This is a genomic window from Escherichia sp. WS3063, assembly GCF_046486595.1.
Classification (GTDB): Bacteria; Pseudomonadota; Gammaproteobacteria; order Enterobacterales; family Enterobacteriaceae; genus Escherichia; species Escherichia coli.
This window is the reverse complement of record NZ_JBJQKY010000009.1, coordinates 45226-67734: the sequence shown is the minus strand read 5'-3', so window position 1 is coordinate 67734 and position 22509 is coordinate 45226. Positions and strand designations below refer to the sequence as shown.

The window sequence follows — 22509 nt, the reverse complement described above, 5'->3', positions numbered from 1 at the left end:
GTACAGGTATGCGATCAACCCCAGTTAAATAAATAGCGAGTTAACTTAAAGCAATTTATTTAAAAATGAAGTATTAATTATTATCGTGTTGATAATGGTACGGCCAGGCAACACAACACCTTACGTACAAAACAGAAAATCAACATTACGGCAACAATAAGGGTTCTCGGTGTTTTTCCTGGAACATGGTAAAGTAAGGACATTCTTAACCCCCACTTTGAGGTGCCCGATGGAAAAGACCACAACGCAGGAGTTATTAGCGCAGGCTGAAAAAATCTGCGCGCAGCGTAATGTGCGCCTGACTCCACAGCGCCTGGAAGTGTTGCGCCTGATGAGTCTGCAGGATGGCGCTATCAGCGCTTACGATCTGCTTGATTTGCTGCGCGAATCTGAACCGCAAGCCAAGCCGCCAACGGTTTATCGCGCGCTGGATTTTCTGCTTGAGCAAGGTTTTGTGCATAAGGTGGAATCCACCAACAGTTATGTGCTCTGTCATCTGTTCGACCAGCCCACGCATACGTCAGCCATGTTTATTTGCGATCGCTGCGGCGCAGTGAAAGAAGAATGTGCAGAAGGCGTGGAAGACATTATGCATACGCTGGCGGCAAAAATGGGGTTTGCCCTGCGGCATAATGTGATTGAAGCACATGGACTCTGTGCGGCATGCGTGGAAGTGGAAGCGTGTCGTCATCCTGAACAGTGCCAGCATGATCACTCTGTACAGGTGAAAAAGAAATCACGTTAAGAGGGCGTACATCCTTGTACACGTCGGGCAGGAGGGATTAATTACCAGCGGTAATCATGGCGTTTTTCCCAACTATCAACCTCTTTTTCTGCCTGATCTTTCTGATAACCGTAGCGTTCCTGGATTTTACCGACCAGTTGATCACGTTTACCTTCAATGATCGTCATATCATCATCGGTCAGTTTGCCCCATTGCTCTTTCACTTTACCTTTAAACTGTTTCCAGTTACCGCCGGCTTCATCTTTATTCATAATCAAGACCTCATCGTTAGGTTGTGAATGAGAGTACGTTCACTTTTCTTCTGAACGTGAGATTAAGTGTAGTCAGCAATTTGGCTTAGGATTATTTATTCAGAATTTTTAACCGTCACGTTGCGGCAAACCAGGTACCGTTGCGCCAGTGACGCCGCCAGATAGCCGCCAGAGAAAGCCCGCGCAACGCCAGAAAGACGGTTAATGCCAGCCACAAACCATGATTACCCAGCCACGGCAGCGTAAGGAGCGTCAGCGCAAAACCTGCGGCGGCCACCGCCATACTGTTACGCATTTCGGCGGCGCGCGTTGCACCTATAAACATGCCGTCGAGCAGATAACACCAGACGCCGACCAACGGCAAAATCACCTGCCAGATAAGATAGCGGTCGGCCAGCTGCTGAATCTGGGTTAACGACGTCAGCAATGCAATGATGTGTTCCCCTGCCAGCAAATAAACCACCGAAAACAGTAACGCTACGATCCCCGACTGGCGGCACGCTGCCCGCCAGACATCCAGCAATTGACTACCATCGCGCGCACCGTATGCCTGACCGGAATGTGCTTCAACCGCGTAGGCAAAACCATCCAGCGCATAGGCGGTAAAGGTGAGTAGCGTCATCAGAACCGCGTTAACAGCGATAATGTCACTTCCCAGTCGCGCGCCAAGTACAGTGATCGCGCCGAAACAGAGTTGCAGCAACAGCGAGCGCAGCATGATATCGCGGTTAAGCGCCAGCAAGTGACGGAAGTTTCCTCGCCAGGCAGTTTTCAGCATTTCGCCGGAGATTCCGCGTAGTTTGAGGATTTTACGCACCATTAGCAGACCAATCAGCAATGTTGCATATTCCGCAATAACCGTCGCCAGCGCCGCGCCCTGCACGTTCATATGCAGCCCCATCACCAGCCAGACATCCAGCACAATGTTGAGGATATTGCCGACCACTAACAAAATTACTGGCGCACGGGCATATTGCACACCGAGTAACCAACCAAGTAATACCAGATTCGCCAGCGACGCCGGTGCACTTAACCAGCGGATTTCAAGAAAGCGCCGCGCCTGTTCTAGCACCGCTTCGCTGCCGCCAACAATATGCAGCGCCAGATCGATAATCGGCGTACGCAGCAGCGCAATTAACGCCCCAGCCCCCAACGCCAACAGCAACGGTTGCACCAGCGCACGGGCTAATGCCTGAGGATTTTTGGCACCATAAGCCTGCGCAGTAAGCCCGGTGGTGCTCATGCGTAAAAACAGCAACAGCATAAAGAGAAAGCTGGTCGCCGTTGCACCAACCGCCACGCCGCCCAAATAAACCGGACTATCAAGATGACCAATAACCGCCGTATCGACCAGTCCCAGCAACGGAACGGTGATATTGGAGAAAATCATGGGTAAGGCGAGATGCCAGAGTGCTTTATCAGATGAAGTGAGGAATGCCATGCAGACAAGCCTGATGAAGAGAGATGAAAAACAAACCGCGACGCCAGGCGGCATCGCGGTCTCAGAGATATGTTACAGCCAGTCGCCGTTGCGAATAACTCCAACCGCCAGCCCTTCAATGGTGAAGCTCTGCTGACGAAGGTCAACGACAATTGGTTTAAACTCGCTATTTTCTGGCAACAGTTCGACTTTATTGCCCTGTTTTTTCAGGCGCTTAACGGTAACTTCGTCATCAATACGTGCGACAACGACCTGACCGTTACGTACATCCTGAGTTTTATGCACTGCCAGCAAGTCGCCATCCATAATGCCGATATCTTTCATCGACATCCCGCTGACGCGCAGCAGGAAATCAGCATTCGGCTTGAATAAGGAAGGATCGACCTGATAATGACCTTCAATATGCTGTTGCGCCAGAAGCGGTTCACCGGCAGCCACACGACCTACCAGCGGCAACCCTTCTTCCTCTTCCTGCAACAGACGAATCCCGCGTGATGCGCCGGAAACAATTTCAATAACGCCTTTGCGTGCCAGCGCCTTCAGATGTTCTTCAGCCGCGTTTGGGGAACGGAACCCCAAACGCTGCGCGATTTCCGCACGCGTCGGCGGCATACCTGTCTGGCTGATGTGATCACGGATGAGATCAAACACCTCTTGTTGCCTGGCCGTTAACGCTTTCATTCCGCCCCCTGGGTGTATATACAGTTATGCTGTGAGTATATACAGCAAAAGGCGATTTTGGAACCATAAACTGCACAATAAACCAGAGATTTATCGAAATCTGGAAGGGTTATCCAAAATGCGACCATAACAGGATGCACCAGGTAATCACGGCGACGATAATCGCAATCAGAACCGCGGCGGATCCCATATCTTTAGCGCGTCCGGAAAGCTCATGGTATTCAGAGCCAATTCGGTCAACCACTGCTTCGATGGCGCTATTGAGGATTTCCACAATCATCACCAGCATCACGGAGCTGATAAGCAGCACGCGGGTAATTGCGTCCACATCCAGCCAGCAGGCGATGACCACCGCCAACAATACCGCTACGCCTTCCTGACGGAATGCCGCTTCGTTGATCCATGCAGCGCGTAAACCTTTCCAGGAATAGCCAGCAGCTTTGATAATTCGGGTGAATCCAGTGGTATTATTGGCCATTGAAAGAACCTTTTTACATTATGAGCGTCAATATCAGTGTACCGTTAAATCCGATGATTCGGGTTTGCGTAACGCCGCGCGAAACATGAGCGGATACCACAGAATTTCCCATGACTTTCTGCTATCCTTGCCGCGCATTTGCATTATTAACCAGAGGCTTTACATCGTTTATGTCCGGCTGGCCACGAATTTACTACAAATTACTGAATTTACCATTAAGCATCCTGGTAAAAAGCAAGTCTATTCCGGCAGATCCTGCCCCGGAACTGGGGCTGGATACCTCTCGTCCAATTATGTACGTTTTACCGTACAACTCGAAAGCTGACTTGCTGACGTTGCGCGCCCAGTGTCTGGCACATGACCTGCCTGACCCGTTAGAGCCGCTGGAAATCGACGGCACGCTACTGCCGCGCTATGTGTTCATTCACGGCGGGCCGCGTGTGTTCACCTATTACACGCCGAAAGAAGAGTCTATTAAGCTGTTCCACGACTATCTCGATTTGCACCGTAGCAACCCAAATCTGGATGTGCAGATGGTGCCAGTATCGGTGATGTTTGGTCGCGCGCCGGGGCGTGAAAAAGGCGAAGTGAACCCGCCGCTGCGTATGCTTAACGGCGTACAGAAATTTTTCGCTGTACTGTGGCTCGGTCGCGACAGTTTTGTGCGTTTCTCGCCGTCAGTTTCGCTGCGCCGTATGGCGGATGAACACGGCACGGATAAAACTATCGCGCAGAAACTGGCGCGCGTGGCGCGTATGCACTTTGCCCGTCAACGTCTGGCTGCCGTAGGCCCACGTCTGCCTGCTCGTCAGGATCTGTTTAATAAGCTGCTCGCCTCCCGCGCCATTGCCAAAGCGGTAGAAGATGAAGCGCGCAGCAAAAAAATCTCCCATGAAAAAGCGCAGCAGAACGCGATTGCGCTGATGGAAGAGATTGCGGCGAATTTCTCTTACGAGATGATCCGCCTGACTGACCGTATTCTGGGCTTCACCTGGAACCGCCTTTACCAGGGCATCAACGTCCATAACGCCGAGCGCGTTCGTCAGCTGGCCCACGACGGTCATGAGCTGGTGTATGTGCCTTGCCACCGCAGCCACATGGACTACCTGCTGCTTTCTTACGTGCTGTATCACCAGGGGCTGGTGCCGCCGCATATCGCCGCCGGGATCAACCTGAACTTCTGGCCGGCCGGGCCGATTTTCCGCCGTCTGGGTGCGTTCTTTATTCGCCGTACGTTTAAAGGCAATAAGCTCTATTCCACCGTTTTCCGTGAGTATCTCGGCGAACTGTTCAGCCGTGGTTATTCCGTCGAGTATTTCGTGGAAGGCGGTCGTTCCCGTACGGGGCGTTTGCTGGATCCGAAAACCGGTACGCTGTCGATGACCATTCAGGCGATGCTGCGTGGCGGCACGCGTCCGATTACGCTGATTCCGATCTATATCGGTTATGAGCACGTCATGGAAGTGGGTACTTACGCCAAAGAACTGCGCGGTGCAACGAAAGAGAAAGAGAGCCTGCCGCAGATGCTGCGCGGTTTAAGCAAGCTGCGTAATCTCGGTCAGGGTTACGTCAACTTCGGTGAACCAATGCCGTTGATGACCTACCTTAACCAGCACGTACCAGACTGGCGTGAATCTATCGATCCCATCGAAGCGGTGCGTCCGGCCTGGTTAACGCCGACGGTCAATAATATTGCTGCCGATCTGATGGTACGCATTAACAACGCAGGCGCGGCAAACGCCATGAACCTGTGCTGTACTGCGCTTCTGGCGTCACGTCAGCGCTCACTCACCCGCGAGCAGTTAACCGAGCAACTCAACTGCTACCTGGATCTGATGCGCAACGTACCTTACTCCACGGACTCTACCGTTCCTTCAGCCAGCGCCAGCGAGCTTATCGATCACGCGCTGCAAATGAACAAGTTTGAAGTCGAGAAAGACACTATCGGCGACATCATCATTCTGCCGCGCGAGCAAGCGGTGTTGATGACCTACTATCGCAACAACATTGCGCATATGTTGGTGCTGCCTTCGCTGATGGCGGCAATTGTCACCCAGCATCGCCACATCTCCCGCGACGTATTGATGGAGCACGTCAATGTGCTTTACCCAATGCTGAAAGCGGAGCTGTTCCTGCGCTGGGATCGCGACGAGTTGCCGGACGTTATTGATGCACTGGCAAATGAGATGCAACGTCAGGGGCTGATTACCCTGCAAGATGATGAGTTGCATATCAACCCGGCGCATTCTCGCACGCTACAGCTGCTGGCCGCAGGCGCGCGCGAAACGCTGCAACGTTATGCCATTACCTTCTGGCTGTTGAGCGCCAACCCGTCGATCAACCGCGGTACGCTGGAAAAAGAGAGCCGCACCGTCGCGCAACGTCTCTCCGTGCTGCACGGTATCAACGCGCCGGAGTTCTTCGACAAAGCGGTGTTCAGTTCGCTGGTGCTGACGCTGCGTGATGAAGGGTATATCAGCGATAGCGGCGATGCCGAACCGGCAGAAACGATGAAGGTTTATCAGTTGCTGGCGGAGTTGATTACATCAGACGTGCGTTTGACGATTGAGAGTGCGACGCAGGGCGAAGGGTAATCAGTGAGAATTGCCGGATGCGGCGTAAACGCCTTATTCGGCCTACCATGATCTGCAAATTCAATAAATTGCGATCTGTTGTGTAGGCCTGAGAAGCGCAGCGCATCAGGCAGCCAAGAAGAAAGCCGGATGATCATCCGGCTTTTTTACATCATCAGAAATGCCAGTAACTCATTGCCAGCCCTAAAAACAGTACCAGACCAACATAGTTATTATTCATAAATGCTTTAAAGCAGGCTTCACGCTCGCGGTTGGCAATCAGTTTTTGTTGATAAACAAACAGCGCGCCAGCCACCAGAATTGACCAGTAATATCCCCAGCCTAAGCCATTTAACTCACCGATGATCGCCATCAGTGCCAGTACGCCAATCTGCAAAATACCAATAATCAATTTATCGTATTGGCCGAACAGGATTGCTGTGGATTTAATGCCAATCTTCACATCATCATCGCGGTCAACCATCGCATACTGCGTGTCGTATGCCACCGCCCAGAGAATATTGGCGAGGAACATTAACCAGCAACTCAATGGCACCGACTCACTCACAGCAGCAAAAGCCATTGGAATCGACCAGCCAAACGCCGCGCCCAGCACCACTTGCGGTAGATGGGTATACCGCTTCATAAACGGGTACACCCACGCCAGCGCCAGCGCGGCAATCGACAATAGAATGGTCATCGTATTCAGCGTCAGCACCAGTAAAAACGAAATCAGTACCAGCACTACAAACAGCGCGCGCGCCTCTTTCTCTGTTACCGCACCGCTGGGAAGTGGTCGGTTCGCCGTGCGCTTAACATGACCATCAAACTTGCGGTCAGCATAATCATTCACCACACATCCGGCAGCGCGCATCAGCCAGACACCCGCGACAAACACCGCCAGGATCCAGAGCTGGGGAACGCCCGGTGTCGCCACCCACAACGCCCATAATGTTGGCCAGAGCAGCAGTAACGCGCCAATTGGCTTATCCGTACGCATTAAGCGATGAAACGCCAGCAGCTTATTCTGCGTCAGACTCCACTCCATATTTTTTTCCTCTTAGTACAACGGTGACGCCGGTAAAAACAGTTCTGTTAGCAACAGCGGTTTACCGCTTAATCGCAGGCGGGAACGTCGCCCCCACAGTCCGGCATCACGGCCTATCTCAATAAAGTCCCGGGTTAATGTCGATGATGTGAACAGATAGCGTCCTAACGGCGTTTTACCCAATTTTTGTAACGCCAGCTCCGGCCCGCTTAACGTTGACACAGGAACGACGGTACGACCGGCAAGCCACGGTTCACCATCGGCACATAACAAAATTTCACGTAACCAGTAACGAGACTCTTTCGGCAGCAGCGGCAGTTCTTCGGGGATTTCATTCTGCTCGACAAACCCTTCGCGGATCATCGTCACGCTTACCGTTTTTCCCTGCTGTTCAAAACGTTTTGTCATGGAATCTTCCAGCAACAGCCAGTCGAGCAGTTGCGGATCCAGAGCAGGGATCTCTGTAAAATAGCGCAGCGCACGCAGTTGCGTTAACGCGGGGTGTGACATGCCGAACTCTCCGTTACATAACGTAAAGGCATTGTATCGCAGAAAAGTGTTTACGGGAGATGTAAAGCAAATTAAGTGATCTAATGCGCAACAAAAACGCAACAATCGCATGAAGTGGTAAAACGCTGTTGAACCTTACGCTTTGCCGATGCCCGTGCTGACGAGGGCAACCATAGGGGCATCACCGCCCAGGATGCCAGGAACGGTGATGTTTTCCTTTACTTAAATACCTTTATTCTTTATACGATTAGCTCGCCAACTCGCAGTAAAAATGGGGAAAAGCGCATGTTTATCCTGAGATTTGGAGCCGAAAAGTTTTTCCGGAGTAAGATTAACAGGCAACATCTCATGTCTGGATTTGTAGATATACGTGGAATTCCAATTGGTATCTTTTGTAGGATTCAACATATCATGTAAACGCTGGGAGCTTACCACCATAACTGGCCCATCATCGACAGAGGAGAACAGGATAAAGATATTATCGTTTCGTGTTAGTTCATTCGTGTTAAAGGTTCTTAAATTATCTTCAGTTTCTATAAAGATAGGTGAAACATCATCACTACGAATCCACTCTTTATAAAGATGCCAGGCATTTGCTTTGATCGTATCATCCGTTGATCGTAGAGCCTGATCGATAAGTTGGATAAAAAAATTGTTATTTTGATCAATCAGCCCTTTATTCATATTAAATCTGTTAATAAAATCGATCATCTGTTGGGTATCGAAATTCACTTTACTGAATCGATGTTGACGCATAAAAATATCGAACTTGTTATCTTCATCAGAATGGATATAACTACGTATAATTGGATCTTTTATATAAGGACAATGGCTAAATATTTTCTTCATATTCTCAATAAAGTTTTTATTAACAATATTAAGAATTTTTAATTGCATCACCAATTTTACTGCCAGAACGGATTTCAATATCATTGCATTATCTGGCAATGTATCAATCATTTTTATAATGTTATTGATATAACCATCAAGTTCTTCATTCCCAAATATATCTGAATAATCAATAGTTAATTCCAATCGTTCTGTAATGCAATCTTTAAAATTCCCTGTCGACATTCGCACATGATCAAACATAACAGCTGTCAGATTCGATTTAATAAATGATATTTCTTTGGTAGAAAGAAATTCTGCTCTGGTGAAGTGCGAAGCATAAAGATAACAATTATTGAACTTTGAATTTCTAATCTGACATTCACGAAAATTACTATGAGTAAGCTGGCTCCGCGAGAAGTCAACTGTATCAAGAATACTTTGGCTAAAATCGACATATTCGCCAGTCGCTTTGATAAAAATCACATTGTGTAAACGTCGACATTTAAATATGACATTATCAACTGTTGCAGTAGTAAAATTGCAATCCCCTATTTCTTTACATTCGAATGTTACATGTTGTAGATTTGATGATATGAAAGACACCTTCGAAATAACGTCACCTTTAAAATGACAACTTGTTAAATCCAAATCAGACAGGTCAGTATACCCCTGCGCATCTTTATCCATCAGAAAATCACAAGCACATTCTATTTCTTCATTTCTATAAAATTTTACGCTTATAATATCATTACTGATTGAGACTTCACGAAACATATTTATTGCATGATTTTTTTCGTTCCGTTGTTTTATATTTAAAAATATATCACTGATATAAATAAAGTTATCTCTATTTAAACCTGGCACCCCATTAAAATTACGTAGTAAATCAAGATCTAATTTATTATTTCCTTGCACCACATCATGTTTCATCAAAGAGTCATTGCCGCCAGAATTTGTGATATGACCTATCATAAAACCTCTGTATTACAGAAATGAAATTACTGGAAAAGTAGCCTGAGCGTCCAGACACTACCGGCGAAAGGAAAAGAATCTCTGATAAGGCATTGAGATAATGGATATTCTTAGTGAAGAAGAAGCGAAGTACTACAAAAAATCGCTCATATCCCAGGAATGAAGCATAAAAAAAGGTGCGCCAGGAGACGCACCAGTTGTTGCAAAATCAGCACTGTGGGGCGTAATTACCCCTTGCCTTTTACACTGCTGATAAAGGTGGAACGGGCAGATGTTGACCCCAGGCGTTCAGCTTCATCAAGCAGTTTTAACGCCTTATCAACATCACCTTTCGCGACAGCGTTTTTGATCGCGGTATTAAAATAACTTTCCGTGTCGTTGAGCATCGGCTCGCTTTTCTTCACCGGTGCCGGAGCGGGTGCAGCCACAGCTGGTGCCGCCGTGTTGCCTACCGTAACCGGAGCTGGAGCGGAAGAACCAAATAGAGGCCCGACCAACACGCTGGAACTGGAGTTCGTTTTGACTTTCAGTTTCAGTAAGCCATCGGTGGTATGACGAGCAACCGGGTCAGGAATATCCGGGATCGAGTTACCGACGCCTTTGGCATAGGCTTTAGCCGGGTCGAGCAGTTGGGTCGTCTGCAGGAGATCTTTTTCCGTGGTAAAGACCAGAACATAAAGTTTTTGCTGCCCCAACGCTGGTGTCAGGCGCATAACGCCTTCCAGCCGATCTGCACTCATCACGCCTGGTTCCTGGTAGGTGAAATAACTGCTGGGGAAGAAGGCTGATGGGGTCATTTTCTGATCAAGAATCAGCACGTTCGGCGCAAATACGCTAGTTTGTTTGTTCACTTCGCTGGTCAGCGTTAGGGTCAGTTCGCCAATGTTTGCCGGGACGCTGTACGCAGCAACCGGACCACTGATGCCGGGAACGTTCAGTTGTTGGCCGCCAGTCGCCAGTTGGGTGGTCTGGGTTTTAGATTGATCGACCGGTGTCCAGGTGAGTTGTTGCAGCGCGGCAGATGGAATGGCTGGCGCGTCGCTGGTGTTTTGCGGTACGTAGTTAACATCGGCAAGGCTGATTCCAGGCGCGCTTGCCAGCAACCCTGCTGATAAACAGAGGGCGATGAGACTTTTATTCATTTTCATTGTTTTCACCTCAAAATCTGGAGCTCAGCGGTAGCCAGGCAATAGCGCGCTAAACCCGATAATCAGAGGGGCTTTCGCCCCTTTCAGATAATGACAACCTGTTTTTATGCCGGATGCGGCGCAAACGCCTTATCCGGCCTACATTTGACAGCCGTTGTAGGCCTGATAAGACGCGCAAGCGTCGCATCAGGCGTTGGTTGCCGGATGCGGCGCAAGCACCTTATCCGGCCCAGGTTTTGCTATTACCACCAGATTTCCATCTGGGCACCGAAGGTCCACTCGTCGCTGTCACCACGGCCGAAGCTGCCGCCGTTAAAATCAGCAGGAACGGCTTTGCCGAAGTTAGTGTTGGTATTGGCGTTACCGGTGTAGTCATAACCCCATTTCTCATCCCACTTGGCGTAGGTTGCGAAGACACGAATAGCCGGGCGTGACCAGATGCTGTCGCCAGCCTGCCATTGTTGTGCAAGGGTAATTTTGTACTGATTGTTCTTGTCGCCGGTGCGCTGGGATTCGACGTTGTCGTAGCCGATTTCCATCACGGTGCTCATGATTGGCGTCCACTTGTACATCGGGCGAATACCGACGGTCCACCACTTGGTGCCGTTGTCGTTATCCCAGTTGATATCCTGGTACATACCCACGTACATCATGTCCCAGTTGTCGCCCATGGAGATCGCACCATGGTCGAGGATACGCAGCATGTGACCGTTGTTGTTGATATTGTAGGCAAATTTTTCGTTATCAAACGCGACGCCAGAACCCTGCGACAGACCTTTACCCTGTGAGGTCATCGAGTCAGTAGCGTACTGAACAACAAACTTGTTAAAGCCCTTCAGGACACTCTGAGTATGTTCAGCAGTGAATAACCAACCGTCTTTCGATGCGCCATCAACCAGACGATAGTTATCACGCAGGTTGGCACGACCGTAGTCGACACCCAGTTCTAATGTGCCGCCCGGGTTGATTTCCATCTGCGCTAAACGCACGTCGAAAACGTCGTTCGCGGTTTCGTTGGTATAGTCATAAATATTGTTGCTGGCGAAAGAGGAAGAACCACCAGCTTCAGAGGAGCGGGTTGCTGCCAGAGAGAGTTTACCGAAGCCAACATCGATGTTTTCCAGACCGGCACCAGGACCAGAAATATCCCAGTAGTAGAAGTCGATCATATGAACGTCATGACGTTGGTAGAAGCGCTTACCTGCCCAGATGGTGGAGCCTGGCAGCCATTCGATCAGGTTTTTACCCTGCACGTTTGCTTCACGGAAGGCCGGATCGGTAGCTTCCCAGTCATTCTGTTGTGCGACGGAATAGGCCACGTTAGTGTCGAAATAGAAGCTCTTATCGCCCTCTTTCCACACTTCCTGACCCAATTTTAATTCAGCATAAGTTTCACATTCGTTGCCAAGACGGTATTTACTTTGAGCACCGGTAGTCTGGAAACACTGTTGTTCACCGCCGCTACCTGTCCAGCCAATACCGGAACGTGCATAGCCGTGGAAATCAACAGCCATTGCCTGAGCAGACATTACGCCCGCTGCGACGGCAACCGCCAGAGGAAGTTTGCGCAGAGTAATCATCATTCTATCTCCTGAGTCATTGCTTTTCTTTTTTCACATCACCTGTGACAGGCTTTGTGTGTTTTGTGGGGTGCTTAAACGCCCGGCTCCTTATGCAGTCGACGACATGCAGTGCCATCCTCACGGAACAGATGGCAACGCTCTGGCGGCAGGCCGATAGCGAATGTGGCACCTTCTTCTACCAACACCACGTCGTTCTGGCGGTACACCAGGTTTTGACGAATGGAAGGGATCTGGATATGGATTTGGGTTTCGTTGCCGAGTTGCTCGACGACCTGAACTTCACCCTCAAGGATGACGTCAGCGATATCACTCGGCAGTAGATGTTCCGGGCGAATACCCAGCGACATATTGGCTCCAACCTGGACATCACGGCTTTCAACCGGCAGCCAGACTTGCTGACGATTTGGCATCGGCAGCTCCACCTGCACTTGATCGATTGCAGTGGCGGTCACTTTTACCGGCAGGAAGTTCATCTTTGGCGAACCGATAAATCCGGCGACAAAACGGTCTGCCGGATAGTGGTACAGCTCCAGCGGTTTCCCAACCTGCGCCACGCGACCAGCGTCCAGCACCACGATTTTGTCGGCCAGCGTCATCGCTTCGACCTGATCGTGGGTGACGTAAATCATTGTGCGGCCCAGGCGTTTATGCAGACGGGAGATTTCGATACGCATTTGCACACGCAGTGCAGCATCGAGGTTGGAGAGCGGTTCATCGAGCAAAAATACGCTTGGCTCGGCCACCAGCGTACGGCCAATCGCCACACGCTGACGCTGACCACCGGAGAGCGCTTTCGGTTTGCGATCCAGCAAATGCGCCAGTTGCAGCACTTCCGCTACCTGGTTGACGCGTTGGTTAATCACCTCTTTTTTTGCGCCTGCCAGTTTCAGGCCAAATGACATGTTTTCTGCTACTGACAGGTGGGGATAGAGCGCGTAAGACTGAAACACCATACCAACGCCGCGTTCTGCTGGCGGAGTGTCATTCATCCGTTTCTCACCGATGAACAGGTCGCCGCTGGTGATCGTCTCAAGCCCGGCAATCATGCGCAGTAAAGTCGATTTACCGCAGCCAGACGGTCCGACAAACACCACGAATTCACCTTCATGGATATCGAGATTGATATCTTTCGATACCACGACCTCGCCCCAGGCTTTCGTTACATTTTGCAGCTGTACGCTCGCCATGCCCTTCTCCCTTTGTAACAACCTGTCATCGACAGCAACATTCATGATGGGCTGACTATGCGTCATCAGGAGATGGCTTAAATCCTCCACCCCCTGGCTTTTTTATGGGGGAGGAGGCGGGAGGATGAGAACGCGGCTTCTGTGAACTAAACCGAGGTCATGTAAGGAATTTCGTGATGTTGCTTGCAAAAATCGTGGCGATTTTATGTGCGCATCTCCACATTACCGGCAATTCTGTAACAGAGATCACACAAAGCAACGGTGGGGCGTAGGGGCAAGGAGGATGGAAAGAGGTTGCCGTATAAAGAAACTAGAGTCCGTTTAGGTGTTTTCACGAGCACTTCACCAACAAGGACCATAGATTATGAAAATAAAAACAGGTGCACGCATCCTCGCATTATCCGCATTAACGACGATGATGTTTTCCGCCTCGGCTCTCGCCAAAATCGAAGAAGGTAAACTGGTAATCTGGATTAACGGCGATAAAGGCTATAACGGTCTCGCTGAAGTCGGTAAGAAATTCGAGAAAGATACCGGAATTAAAGTCACCGTTGAGCATCCGGATAAACTGGAAGAGAAATTCCCTCAGGTTGCGGCAACTGGCGATGGCCCTGACATTATCTTCTGGGCGCACGACCGCTTTGGTGGCTACGCTCAATCTGGCCTGTTGGCTGAAATCACCCCGGACAAAGCGTTCCAGGACAAGCTGTATCCGTTTACCTGGGATGCCGTTCGTTACAACGGCAAGCTGATTGCTTACCCGATTGCTGTCGAAGCGTTATCGCTGATTTATAACAAAGATCTGCTGCCGAACCCGCCAAAAACTTGGGAAGAGATCCCGGCGCTGGATAAAGAACTGAAAGCGAAAGGTAAGAGCGCGCTGATGTTCAACCTGCAAGAACCATACTTCACCTGGCCGCTGATTGCGGCTGACGGGGGTTATGCGTTCAAGTATGAAAACGGCAAGTACGACATTAAAGACGTAGGCGTGGATAACGCTGGCGCGAAAGCGGGTCTGACCTTCCTGGTTGACCTGATTAAAAACAAACACATGAATGCAGACACCGATTACTCCATCGCAGAAGCTGCCTTTAATAAAGGCGAAACAGCGATGACCATCAACGGCCCGTGGGCATGGTCCAACATCGACACCAGCAAAGTGAATTATGGTGTAACGGTACTGCCGACCTTCAAGGGCCAACCATCTAAACCGTTCGTTGGCGTGCTGAGCGCCGGTATTAACGCCGCCAGTCCGAACAAAGAGCTGGCGAAAGAGTTCCTCGAAAACTATCTGCTGACTGACGAAGGTCTGGAAGCGGTCAATAAAGACAAACCGCTGGGTGCCGTAGCGCTGAAGTCTTACGAGGAAGAGTTGGCGAAAGATCCACGTATTGCCGCCACCATGGAAAACGCCCAGAAAGGTGAAATCATGCCGAACATCCCGCAGATGTCCGCTTTCTGGTATGCCGTGCGTACTGCGGTGATCAACGCCGCCAGCGGTCGTCAGACTGTCGATGAAGCCCTGAAAGACGCGCAGACTCGTATCACCAAGTAATGCTGTGAAATGCCGGATGCGGCGTGAACGCCTTGTCCGGCCTACAAAACCGAAACGTATGTAGGCCTGGTAAGGCGCGTCAGCGTCGCATCAGGCAGTTGTTGTCGGATAAGGCGTGAAAGCCTTATCCGTCCTGGAATGAGGAAGAACCCCATGGATGTCATTAAAAAGAAACATTGGTGGCAAAGCGACGCGCTGAAATGGTCAGTGTTAGGTCTGCTCGGCCTGCTGGTGGGTTACCTTGTTGTTTTAATGTACGCACAAGGGGAATACCTGTTCGCCATTACCACGCTGATATTGAGTTCAGCGGGGCTGTATATTTTCGCCAATCGTAAAGCCTACGCCTGGCGCTATGTTTACCCGGGAATGGCTGGAATGGGATTATTCGTCCTCTTCCCTTTGGTCTGCACCATCGCCATTGCCTTTACCAACTACAGCAGCACTAACCAGCTGACTTTTGAACGTGCGCAGGAAGTGTTGTTAGATCGCTCCTGGCAAGCAGGCAAAACCTATAATTTTGGTCTTTACCCGGCGGGCGATGAGTGGCAACTGGCGCTCAGCGACGGCGAAACCGGCAAAAATTACCTCTCCGACGCGTTTAAATTTGGCGGCGAGCAAAAACTGCAACTGAAAGAAACGACCGCCCAGCCCGAAGGCGAACGCGCGAATCTGCGCGTGATTACCCAGAATCGTCAGGCACTGAGTGACATTACCGCCATTCTGCCGGATGGCAACAAAGTGATGATGAGCTCCCTGCGCCAGTTTTCTGGCACGCAGCCGCTCTACACACTCGACGGTGACGGCACGCTGACCAATAATCAGAGTGGCGTAAAATATCGTCCAAACGACCAGATTGGTTTTTACCAGTCCATCACTGCTGACGGCAACTGGGGTGATGAAAAGCTAAGCCCCGGTTACACCGTGACCACCGGCTGGAAAAACTTTACCCGCGTCTTTACCGACGAAGGCATTCAGAAACCGTTCCTCGCCATTTTCGTCTGGACCGTGGTGTTCTCGCTGATCACTGTCTTTTTAACGGTGGCGGTCGGCATGGTTCTGGCGTGTCTGGTGCAGTGGGAAGCGTTGCGCGGCAAAGCGGTCTATCGCGTCCTGCTTATTCTGCCCTACGCGGTGCCATCGTTCATTTCAATCTTGATTTTCAAAGGGTTGTTTAACCAGAGCTTCGGTGAGATCAACATGATGTTGAGCGCGCTGTTTGGCGTGAAGCCCGCCTGGTTCAGCGATCCGACCACCGCCCGAACGATGCTGATTATCGTCAATACCTGGCTGGGTTATCCGTACATGATGATCCTCTGCATGGGCTTGCTGAAAGCGATTCCGGACGATTTGTATGAAGCCTCAGCAATGGATGGCGCAGGTCCGTTCCAGAACTTCTTTAAGATTACGCTGCCGCTGCTGATTAAACCGCTGACGCCGCTGATGATCGCCAGCTTCGCCTTTAACTTTAACAACTTCGTGCTGATTCAACTGTTAACCAACGGCGGCCCGGATCGTCTTGGCACGACCACGCCAGCCGGTTATACCGACCTGCTTGTTAACTACACCTACCGCATCGCTTTTGAAGGCGGCGGGGGTCAGGACTTCGGTCTGGCAGCAGCAATTGCCACGCTGATCTTCCTGCTGGTGGGTGCGCTGGCGATAGTGAACCTGAAAGCCACGCGAATGAAGTTTGATTAAGGGAGATAACAAAAATGGCAATGGTCCAACCGAAATCGCAAAAAGCACGTTTGTTTATTACTCACCTGCTACTGCTACTTTTTATCGCGGCGATTATGTTCCCGCTGCTGATGGTCGTCGCCATCTCGCTGCGTCAGGGGAACTTCGCGACTGGCAGCCTGATCCCGGAGCAAATCTCCTGGGATCACTGGAAACTGGCGTTAGGTTTTAGTGTGGAACAGGCTGATGGTCGCATTACGCCACCGCCATTCCCGGTACTGCTGTGGCTGTGGAACTCGGTAAAGGTCGCCGGGATTTCCGCGATTGGCATTGTGGCGCTCTCCACCACCTGCGCCTACGCTTTCGCCCGTATGCGCTTTCCAGGCAAAGCGACGCTGCTGAAAGGAATGCTGATTTTCCAGATGTTCCCGGCAGTACTTTCACTGGTCGCGTTGTATGCGTTGTTTGATCGTCTGGGTGAGTACATTCCATTCATTGGCCTGAATACTCACGGCGGCGTAATTTTCGCGTATCTGGGCGGGATTGCGCTGCATGTCTGGACCATCAAAGGTTATTTCGAAACCATCGACAGTTCGCTGGAAGAAGCGGCGGCGCTGGATGGTGCGACACCGTGGCAGGCCTTCCGCCTTGTCCTGTTGCCGCTGTCAGTACCGATTCTGGCGGTGGTGTTCATCCTGTCGTTTATCGCTGCCATTACTGAAGTTCCGGTCGCGTCGCTATTACTGCGTGACGTAAACAGCTACACCCTGGCTGTGGGGATGCAGCAATACCTCAACCCGCAAAACTACCTGTGGGGTGACTTTGCCGCCGCTGCCGTGATGTCTGCATTACCGATCACCATCGTCTTCTTGCTGGCTCAACGCTGGCTGGTCAACGGCCTGACGGCAGGTGGTGTGAAAGGTTAAAGATGTTGTTCTGCCAATGTTATGCCGCTGCACCCTCAACTTACGTTATCCCAACTTGTGACTGTTATTCGGCGCTCCACGGAGCGCCTTTTTTTACTCCCGCTTCAGCCGTTTCGAATTACACAGCCACAGGGTGATCACCAGTAACAGGATCGCTGCCGAGTAGATCAACACATCCAGTGGCGATTTATGATCGACGATGATCAAGCGCACAATGGCGGTGATCCCAATATAGACAAAGTAACGTAGCGGGAAGTGAAAACCGGACTGAAAGTACTTCACAATCAGCGCGATAAATTCGAAATAGAGAAAGTAAACCACCAGCCCTTCTACCAGCTCATATTTGCTGGTTTGTTCTGGCGCGAACAGCACATCAGCCAGATGCACCGTTTCTTTGCCGAGGAAGACAACCAAAATAAGGCCGAGGCACAGCAGGCCAAGATTGAGTACGGTCTGCAAAATGGTGGAGATAAACTCCACGCGCGGACGAGAGAGTGACGTCATAGCAGTACCTCCTTCACAGTGGCGAGCTTCCTGTATAACGCAAAAATGTGACGGAGATCTATATTTTTTGTGTATGTTTTGTTCAGCTAGATTAAGTGGGCATCCCCCATCAACGTCGCATCTGGCAAAACACACAGCCCAAAAAAATCACCCATTCAGGTGATTCCCAGCCACCAGCAATGCGAGAAAAATCGACAATGTTCCTCTGGAACAAATGAAACGTAACCTGATAAAGGTGGTAAAAATGAAGCCTTATTTTGCTGCTTTGATGTTATCAGTCTCTGTTCTTCCTGCTTATGCTGGTCCGCTCGGTACTGCTGATAAAACCGACCTACCGCAAAGCAATGTCTCCAGCCCAATGATGGCCCAGTCGCTCAGGCAACCAGACCTGCAACCAATATCGACGGACAGGAAGACAGAATGTTTTCGCCTTTACACACCAGATCGCAAACCGGGGGTGAACTGCGTTCCTGATGGCTCGACAGGCCATTAAGAATAAAGGTGCCAGTGAGTGCGAAAACTGGCACCTTTCCCATGACTTAGCGGAAATTGACGCTACGGTCGCTGGTCATGTCATACAACTGGAACTTACGCCCAAGTTGCTGACCACCGTCACGCGTCAGCGGCGTCCAGCCAATTGCCGCACGACTGCGTGTTGGGCCAGACGAGAAGAGATCCAGCGGTACAGAGACATATACGCCTTTGGTGAAGTCCCCTTCGCCGTACTCCTCTTTCGAAACATTCGTGATGGTGGCATAGCCCCCCACTACCACGCCGCTATCAAAGCGTTTGGCGATCTCCAGCGTGCCGCCTTTATCCCCAGCCAGATACTGCCCGACGCTCGCTTTCACTAACACATCCTGAGCGAAAGATGGCGTCCAGTAGGCGGTCAGATGTCCGGTTTTCACACTGTAGTCGGTGAATTTCATCATATCTTTTGCACTACGCCAGTCGCGCTGTTTAACGTAGTTGGCATCCACACCAAACGCCCAGTTGCTGTCCAGCGGGCGATACAACACTTCTGCCCCCGCACCGCCAAACATGGTTTCGAGATAACCTCCGTAGACCTGGCCGTAGAAGCCGTTGCCCAGATGCTGGAAGTAGTTGGCTTGCAGGTTATTCACATAGACATCATTCTGCACATACTCGCGCACATGGGTACGCACGCGCGGTAAGTGCGAGTCCTGCGGTGGATTGGTGTAGTTAAACTTGTCGTAGTTGTTGGCAAGGTTAGCAAACAGGCTGCCGGTGGTGAGCAGATGGTCCGTCAGCCACAAATCCGCCGTTCCCATCACGCCCAGCTGATACATGTAAAAGTTTTCCGGGCCACCGACCGACTGGTTCAGCACCGGATCGATATGAAAATCAAAGCGCGATTTGTCGATATACCAGCCCTGCTCGGTGGACTTCGGAACCACTGGCTCGACGCGTTTTTGCGCCAGCTTCGTTTCGTGGCCCAACGGCTCTCCGGCGAGATGATTTTTCAGGCTGGCGACATCGGTTTCCGTCGTCACCTGCGGCATGTTAAGGCGATTTTCCGTAATGCGGATCGTTTTGATCCCATCCGGCAGATCGTTCATCACGATCCGATTAGCACGGATGATCCCTTCGCGCGAATCACGATATTTCACCTGCTCGCCCGTGACATACAGCGTATCGCCTTTCGCCTGGATCTGCGGATCGGCCAGTCCGGCGTTGTATTTCAGCAACGTTAACTGATTCGCCACCACCGAATGCTGCAAAATGGCATCCTGTGGCTGCGGTTGATATTGCGGGCGGGCGTTATCGTTATACGAAGGACGCAGATCGTTAAAGTTGGTGCGCAGCGTGACGCCAAACATAAAGGTGTTGCCACGTTCATAGCTAAGGTTAACGTCGGCCCAATCGGTAACGCGATAAATCGCCCCGACGTTAAACTTACTTTTTTGCTCCAGCTTCCCGGCAAAATCCTGCTGATAATTATTGCCTTCATACTCCAGTTTCAGGCGCAGCGGCTGCCAGGGTGTCTGGTATTCCACGCCGCCAAACAGTGAGGCAGGACCGTGGAACATCTGGCTACCGTCGATAGCTCCCGCCTGTTTGTAGCTGTTATCGCGATAGCAATATTTATCACTGGCTGAACAGAGCGGATTTTTCACATTACCGCTGGTGCCCAGATATCCCCAGCCCAGGCCGAGCGTAAAATCGAACGGCCCCCAGGCTTTGCTGGCAACAAGATATTCCGCATCAAACAGCCCCGTACCGCCGATATCCCGCGCACCAACCGCCACTTGCGGCAGCCAGTAACTCTCTTCCCACAAACGCAGTTTGAGATCGAAGGCTTTATCTTTATACGTTTGATCGCCAGAGAACGCTTCGACGCTGCTGTACTGCCGGGTGCGCACGTCGGTGTAGCGCAGCGTTGTTTCCAGCCACGGGAAGAGTTGCACTGAAGCTGAGTAATAACGGTACTGATCGTTATCGCGATAGTTCAGGCTCAGCTCCCCTTCCCGCGCCATGCGCGCGGTGGGCGTTTGTAATAATCCTACGCCACCGAAATCCGATTGCGACGGACCAATGGGCGCAGGATATGTTTCGCCGTAGCAAGCTGTGCTAATGCCCAGCGCCAGTAAGCTAAGCAGATGTCTTTTTTTCATTATTGGGGTATCCGCTGCGTCAGAGTCTGAAGAATGTCGGAGTTAAGGGCATCAGGTATCTCACTCCAGACGGAGTCCGCGAGGCCAACATAAATAATGCTGCCGGGCATCGGCTCTACGTGACGCTTGTTCCAGTAAGCCACCGGCGCTTTTTGCGTGCGTCCGTCCGGGTAAACCACCCACGCGTAGCTGCGATCCGCACCGCTGAGCAGGCTCTGGTCAGAGAGATAGCTCGCCACGTCGCGACCTGGAGTGAATGACTGCTTGCCAGGACGACTGATAAGCCCGAACAACGTGACCGTGGACGGCGGCGGTCCGACCCACAGCGTGTAGTTGCCCTGCAACGGCGGGTTACCGCGTTCGGCAACGCGGACGATATCAGGATCAAGATTGATTTTTTGTCTGCCCGTCACCTTCAACGCCTGAATTTGCTGGCGTAAGGCGTTAATGGCGGCGGCATCGTCGGTGCTGGAGTCTGCGGTTAGTTCTGCCAGCCGTGTCAGCAACGCCTGCTGCTGACGCAATGCTGCCGCCGTTGCCAGCTCTTCGCTGATCACCGCACCAGGCCACCAGCTGTTTGCCAGCCGCGGTTGGCCTACCAGATCGATTAAATGCTCTGCGCCCGTCAGCGTTTTGGCCTCACTGCTGCCATTGCTGAACACCTTGACGGTTCCCGCCGCGAAGACTGATGACGCCCCCGCACTCAAAAGCAACGCGACAATAGTTTGTTTAATCATTGTTTTGCCGCCTTGATGAGAGTGGTTTTCACCGGGAAATAATCCGCGCCAATATACTGTTCCGACTGGCGAATTTGCCCTTCGCTGTCGATCCAATAGCGGTTATGCCAGCGCGCCTGGTCAGTGAAGACTTCTTCGTCCAGCACGCGAACCGGGGTTTCATCGCTGCCGACTTTGACGGTATCGGTGCCATTCCATTTGAAGACTGAGCGCGCGGTGGCGTAGCGTACCTGCTGGTACTCGGTCCAGCCCATCGTGCGCGTCCAGGTTGCACCATCAATGATTTGTGCGGGTTTAATCAGCGGGTCGGTGGCAAGGTTATTCACTTCAATCAGGTTGTCGCCGCCAAGCAAAGTCTTCACCAGACGACCATGTTGTGTGACAAGGGTGGCCTGATCCTGAGTGACCCATTTTTGTTGTCCGTCTTCAGCGAAGGCCAGCACCACAAATAACTGCGGCCCGCCATTAAGCTGCATGTACTGGCTGGCGTAGGGCATATTTTGAATATCATCGTCCGTCAGCTGTACGCCTGGCGTACCGAACAGACTGTCCCACAGTGAATTGCCCAGCTCTTTAGTCGTGGCTGAACAGGCCTGTAAAAGCAGGCAGATAAGAATGAGTGCAGGTCGCTTCACGACTCTTCTCCAGAGGGGCAGAATAACCACACCGGAGTGTGGTTATGGTAAATCCCTTCATACTTCAAGCCACAGATGCGATGACTCGAATTATTTTGGGGATACATACTTTATTACTGGGTACTGGTGGTCGTGGTTGTGGTGGTCCCGGTATTAGAACCATCACCGCCACCGGTTGCCGCGAGCGCGACACCCACCGCCGAGCTTACGGTGCTGACGCTGGTCGCGGAGGAACTCCCCGCCGAAACCGACGTTGCTGCCGACCCTGCCGCTTCGCCCACCTGTACAGGTGCAGCCCACGCAGAAGTCGCCGCAAGCGCAGATATGGCAAAAATGCCATACAGAACTTTTTTCATAACAATTTCCCTTCATTGAATGAATGGAGATTTAC

Annotated in this window: 21 protein-coding genes; 6 read left to right on the top strand and 15 right to left on the bottom strand. The window is 51.2% G+C overall.

The genetic code is table 11. From position 1 onward, the window contains the following. Nucleotides 1-229: 229 nt before the first annotated feature. Nucleotides 230-745 (top strand): zinc uptake transcriptional repressor Zur, encoded by a 516-nt coding sequence (zur, locus tag ACJHYW_RS11375; RefSeq protein ID WP_061092769.1) that lies wholly within the window; start codon nucleotides 230-232, stop codon nucleotides 743-745. 41 nt (nucleotides 746-786) lie between these two features. On the opposite strand, the gene ACJHYW_RS11370 is transcribed toward zur, so the two are convergent. The 4 genes from ACJHYW_RS11370 to dgkA form a co-directional block, all read right to left on the bottom strand. Beyond that, the gene (locus ACJHYW_RS11370; RefSeq protein WP_001296638.1) at nucleotides 787-996 is read right to left on the bottom strand and encodes a CsbD family protein; all 210 of its coding nucleotides are present in this window, start codon (nucleotides 994-996) and stop codon (nucleotides 787-789) included. Nucleotides 997-1111: 115 nt separating this feature from the next. Continuing rightward, a complete protein-coding gene (dinF, locus tag ACJHYW_RS11365; RefSeq protein WP_001562441.1) occupies nucleotides 1112-2437 on the bottom strand; it encodes an MATE family efflux transporter DinF in 1326 nt (441 codons plus the stop codon). Between the two features lie 72 nt (nucleotides 2438-2509). Then, nucleotides 2510-3118, bottom strand: a complete 609-nt coding sequence (gene lexA / locus ACJHYW_RS11360; protein ID WP_000646078.1) for a transcriptional repressor LexA — start codon at nucleotides 3116-3118, stop codon at nucleotides 2510-2512. A 109-nt stretch (nucleotides 3119-3227) separates the two neighbouring features. Continuing rightward, nucleotides 3228-3596: a diacylglycerol kinase gene (dgkA, locus tag ACJHYW_RS11355; protein WP_000002907.1), complete on the bottom strand. Its 369-nt coding sequence runs from the start codon at nucleotides 3594-3596 to the stop codon at nucleotides 3228-3230. A gap of 170 nt (nucleotides 3597-3766) precedes the next feature. Here dgkA and plsB point away from each other — a divergent pair, with 170 nt between their 5' ends. Continuing rightward, nucleotides 3767-6190 (top strand): glycerol-3-phosphate 1-O-acyltransferase PlsB, encoded by a 2424-nt coding sequence (gene plsB, locus ACJHYW_RS11350; RefSeq protein WP_000017354.1) that lies wholly within the window; start codon nucleotides 3767-3769, stop codon nucleotides 6188-6190. 154 nt (nucleotides 6191-6344) lie between these two features. On the opposite strand, the gene ubiA is transcribed toward plsB, so the two are convergent. The 6 genes from ubiA to malK form a co-directional block, all read right to left on the bottom strand. Beyond that, complete coding sequence (gene ubiA, locus ACJHYW_RS11345; RefSeq protein WP_000455227.1) at nucleotides 6345-7217, bottom strand: 4-hydroxybenzoate octaprenyltransferase; 873 nt, start codon at nucleotides 7215-7217, stop codon at nucleotides 6345-6347. 12 nt (nucleotides 7218-7229) lie between these two features. Continuing rightward, nucleotides 7230-7727 carry a chorismate lyase gene (gene ubiC / locus ACJHYW_RS11340; RefSeq protein WP_001308201.1) on the bottom strand — a complete coding sequence of 166 codons (498 nt, stop codon included), beginning with the start codon at nucleotides 7725-7727 and terminating at the stop codon, nucleotides 7230-7232. Nucleotides 7728-7949: 222 nt separating this feature from the next. Beyond that, the gene (locus tag ACJHYW_RS11335; RefSeq protein ID WP_061092770.1) at nucleotides 7950-9530 is read right to left on the bottom strand and encodes a SopA family protein; all 1581 of its coding nucleotides are present in this window, start codon (nucleotides 9528-9530) and stop codon (nucleotides 7950-7952) included. Nucleotides 9531-9757: 227 nt separating this feature from the next. Next, entirely contained in the window at nucleotides 9758-10678 is a 921-nt protein-coding gene (gene malM / locus ACJHYW_RS11330; protein WP_001361468.1) for a maltose operon protein MalM, read from the bottom strand. 242 nt (nucleotides 10679-10920) lie between these two features. Beyond that, nucleotides 10921-12261: a maltoporin LamB gene (lamB, locus tag ACJHYW_RS11325; RefSeq protein WP_000973665.1), complete on the bottom strand. Its 1341-nt coding sequence runs from the start codon at nucleotides 12259-12261 to the stop codon at nucleotides 10921-10923. 71 nt (nucleotides 12262-12332) lie between these two features. Beyond that, the gene (malK, locus tag ACJHYW_RS11320; protein ID WP_000179165.1) at nucleotides 12333-13448 is read right to left on the bottom strand and encodes a maltose/maltodextrin ABC transporter ATP-binding protein MalK; all 1116 of its coding nucleotides are present in this window, start codon (nucleotides 13446-13448) and stop codon (nucleotides 12333-12335) included. A 364-nt stretch (nucleotides 13449-13812) separates the two neighbouring features. Here malK and malE point away from each other — a divergent pair, with 364 nt between their 5' ends. The 3 genes from malE (at nucleotide 13813) to malG (ending at nucleotide 17606) form a co-directional block, all read left to right on the top strand. Further along, nucleotides 13813-15003: a maltose/maltodextrin ABC transporter substrate-binding protein MalE gene (malE, locus tag ACJHYW_RS11315; protein WP_000695387.1), complete on the top strand. Its 1191-nt coding sequence runs from the start codon at nucleotides 13813-13815 to the stop codon at nucleotides 15001-15003. 153 nt (nucleotides 15004-15156) lie between these two features. Then, a complete protein-coding gene (gene malF, locus ACJHYW_RS11310) occupies nucleotides 15157-16701 on the top strand; it encodes a maltose ABC transporter permease MalF (protein WP_001361466.1) in 1545 nt (514 codons plus the stop codon). A 14-nt stretch (nucleotides 16702-16715) separates the two neighbouring features. After that, nucleotides 16716-17606: a maltose ABC transporter permease MalG gene (gene malG / locus ACJHYW_RS11305; protein WP_001252058.1), complete on the top strand. Its 891-nt coding sequence runs from the start codon at nucleotides 16716-16718 to the stop codon at nucleotides 17604-17606. A gap of 93 nt (nucleotides 17607-17699) precedes the next feature. Here the strand turns inward: malG and psiE are convergent, their stop codons facing one another. Continuing rightward, nucleotides 17700-18110, bottom strand: coding sequence for a phosphate-starvation-inducible protein PsiE (psiE, locus tag ACJHYW_RS11300; RefSeq protein ID WP_000202902.1), 411 nt, complete (start codon nucleotides 18108-18110; stop codon nucleotides 17700-17702). Nucleotides 18111-18324: 214 nt separating this feature from the next. Between psiE and ACJHYW_RS11295 the strand changes: the two genes are divergently transcribed. After that, the gene (locus ACJHYW_RS11295; RefSeq protein WP_001328330.1) at nucleotides 18325-18603 is read left to right on the top strand and encodes a hypothetical protein; all 279 of its coding nucleotides are present in this window, start codon (nucleotides 18325-18327) and stop codon (nucleotides 18601-18603) included. A gap of 46 nt (nucleotides 18604-18649) precedes the next feature. Here the strand turns inward: ACJHYW_RS11295 and ACJHYW_RS11290 are convergent, their stop codons facing one another. The 4 genes from ACJHYW_RS11290 to yjbE form a co-directional block, all read right to left on the bottom strand. Further along, nucleotides 18650-20746, bottom strand: a complete 2097-nt coding sequence (locus tag ACJHYW_RS11290; RefSeq protein ID WP_000745730.1) for a YjbH domain-containing protein — start codon at nucleotides 20744-20746, stop codon at nucleotides 18650-18652. Continuing rightward, nucleotides 20746-21483, bottom strand: a complete 738-nt coding sequence (locus tag ACJHYW_RS11285; protein WP_000595548.1) for a capsule biosynthesis GfcC family protein — start codon at nucleotides 21481-21483, stop codon at nucleotides 20746-20748. The genes ACJHYW_RS11290 and ACJHYW_RS11285 overlap by 1 nt, the downstream gene beginning before the upstream one ends. Beyond that, nucleotides 21480-22118 (bottom strand): YjbF family lipoprotein, encoded by a 639-nt coding sequence (locus ACJHYW_RS11280; RefSeq protein WP_001361463.1) that lies wholly within the window; start codon nucleotides 22116-22118, stop codon nucleotides 21480-21482. Before ACJHYW_RS11280 ends, ACJHYW_RS11285 begins: the two co-directional genes overlap by 4 nt. A gap of 113 nt (nucleotides 22119-22231) precedes the next feature. After that, entirely contained in the window at nucleotides 22232-22474 is a 243-nt protein-coding gene (gene yjbE, locus ACJHYW_RS11275) for an exopolysaccharide production protein YjbE (protein WP_000757333.1), read from the bottom strand. Between the last annotated feature and the right edge of the window lie 35 nt (nucleotides 22475-22509).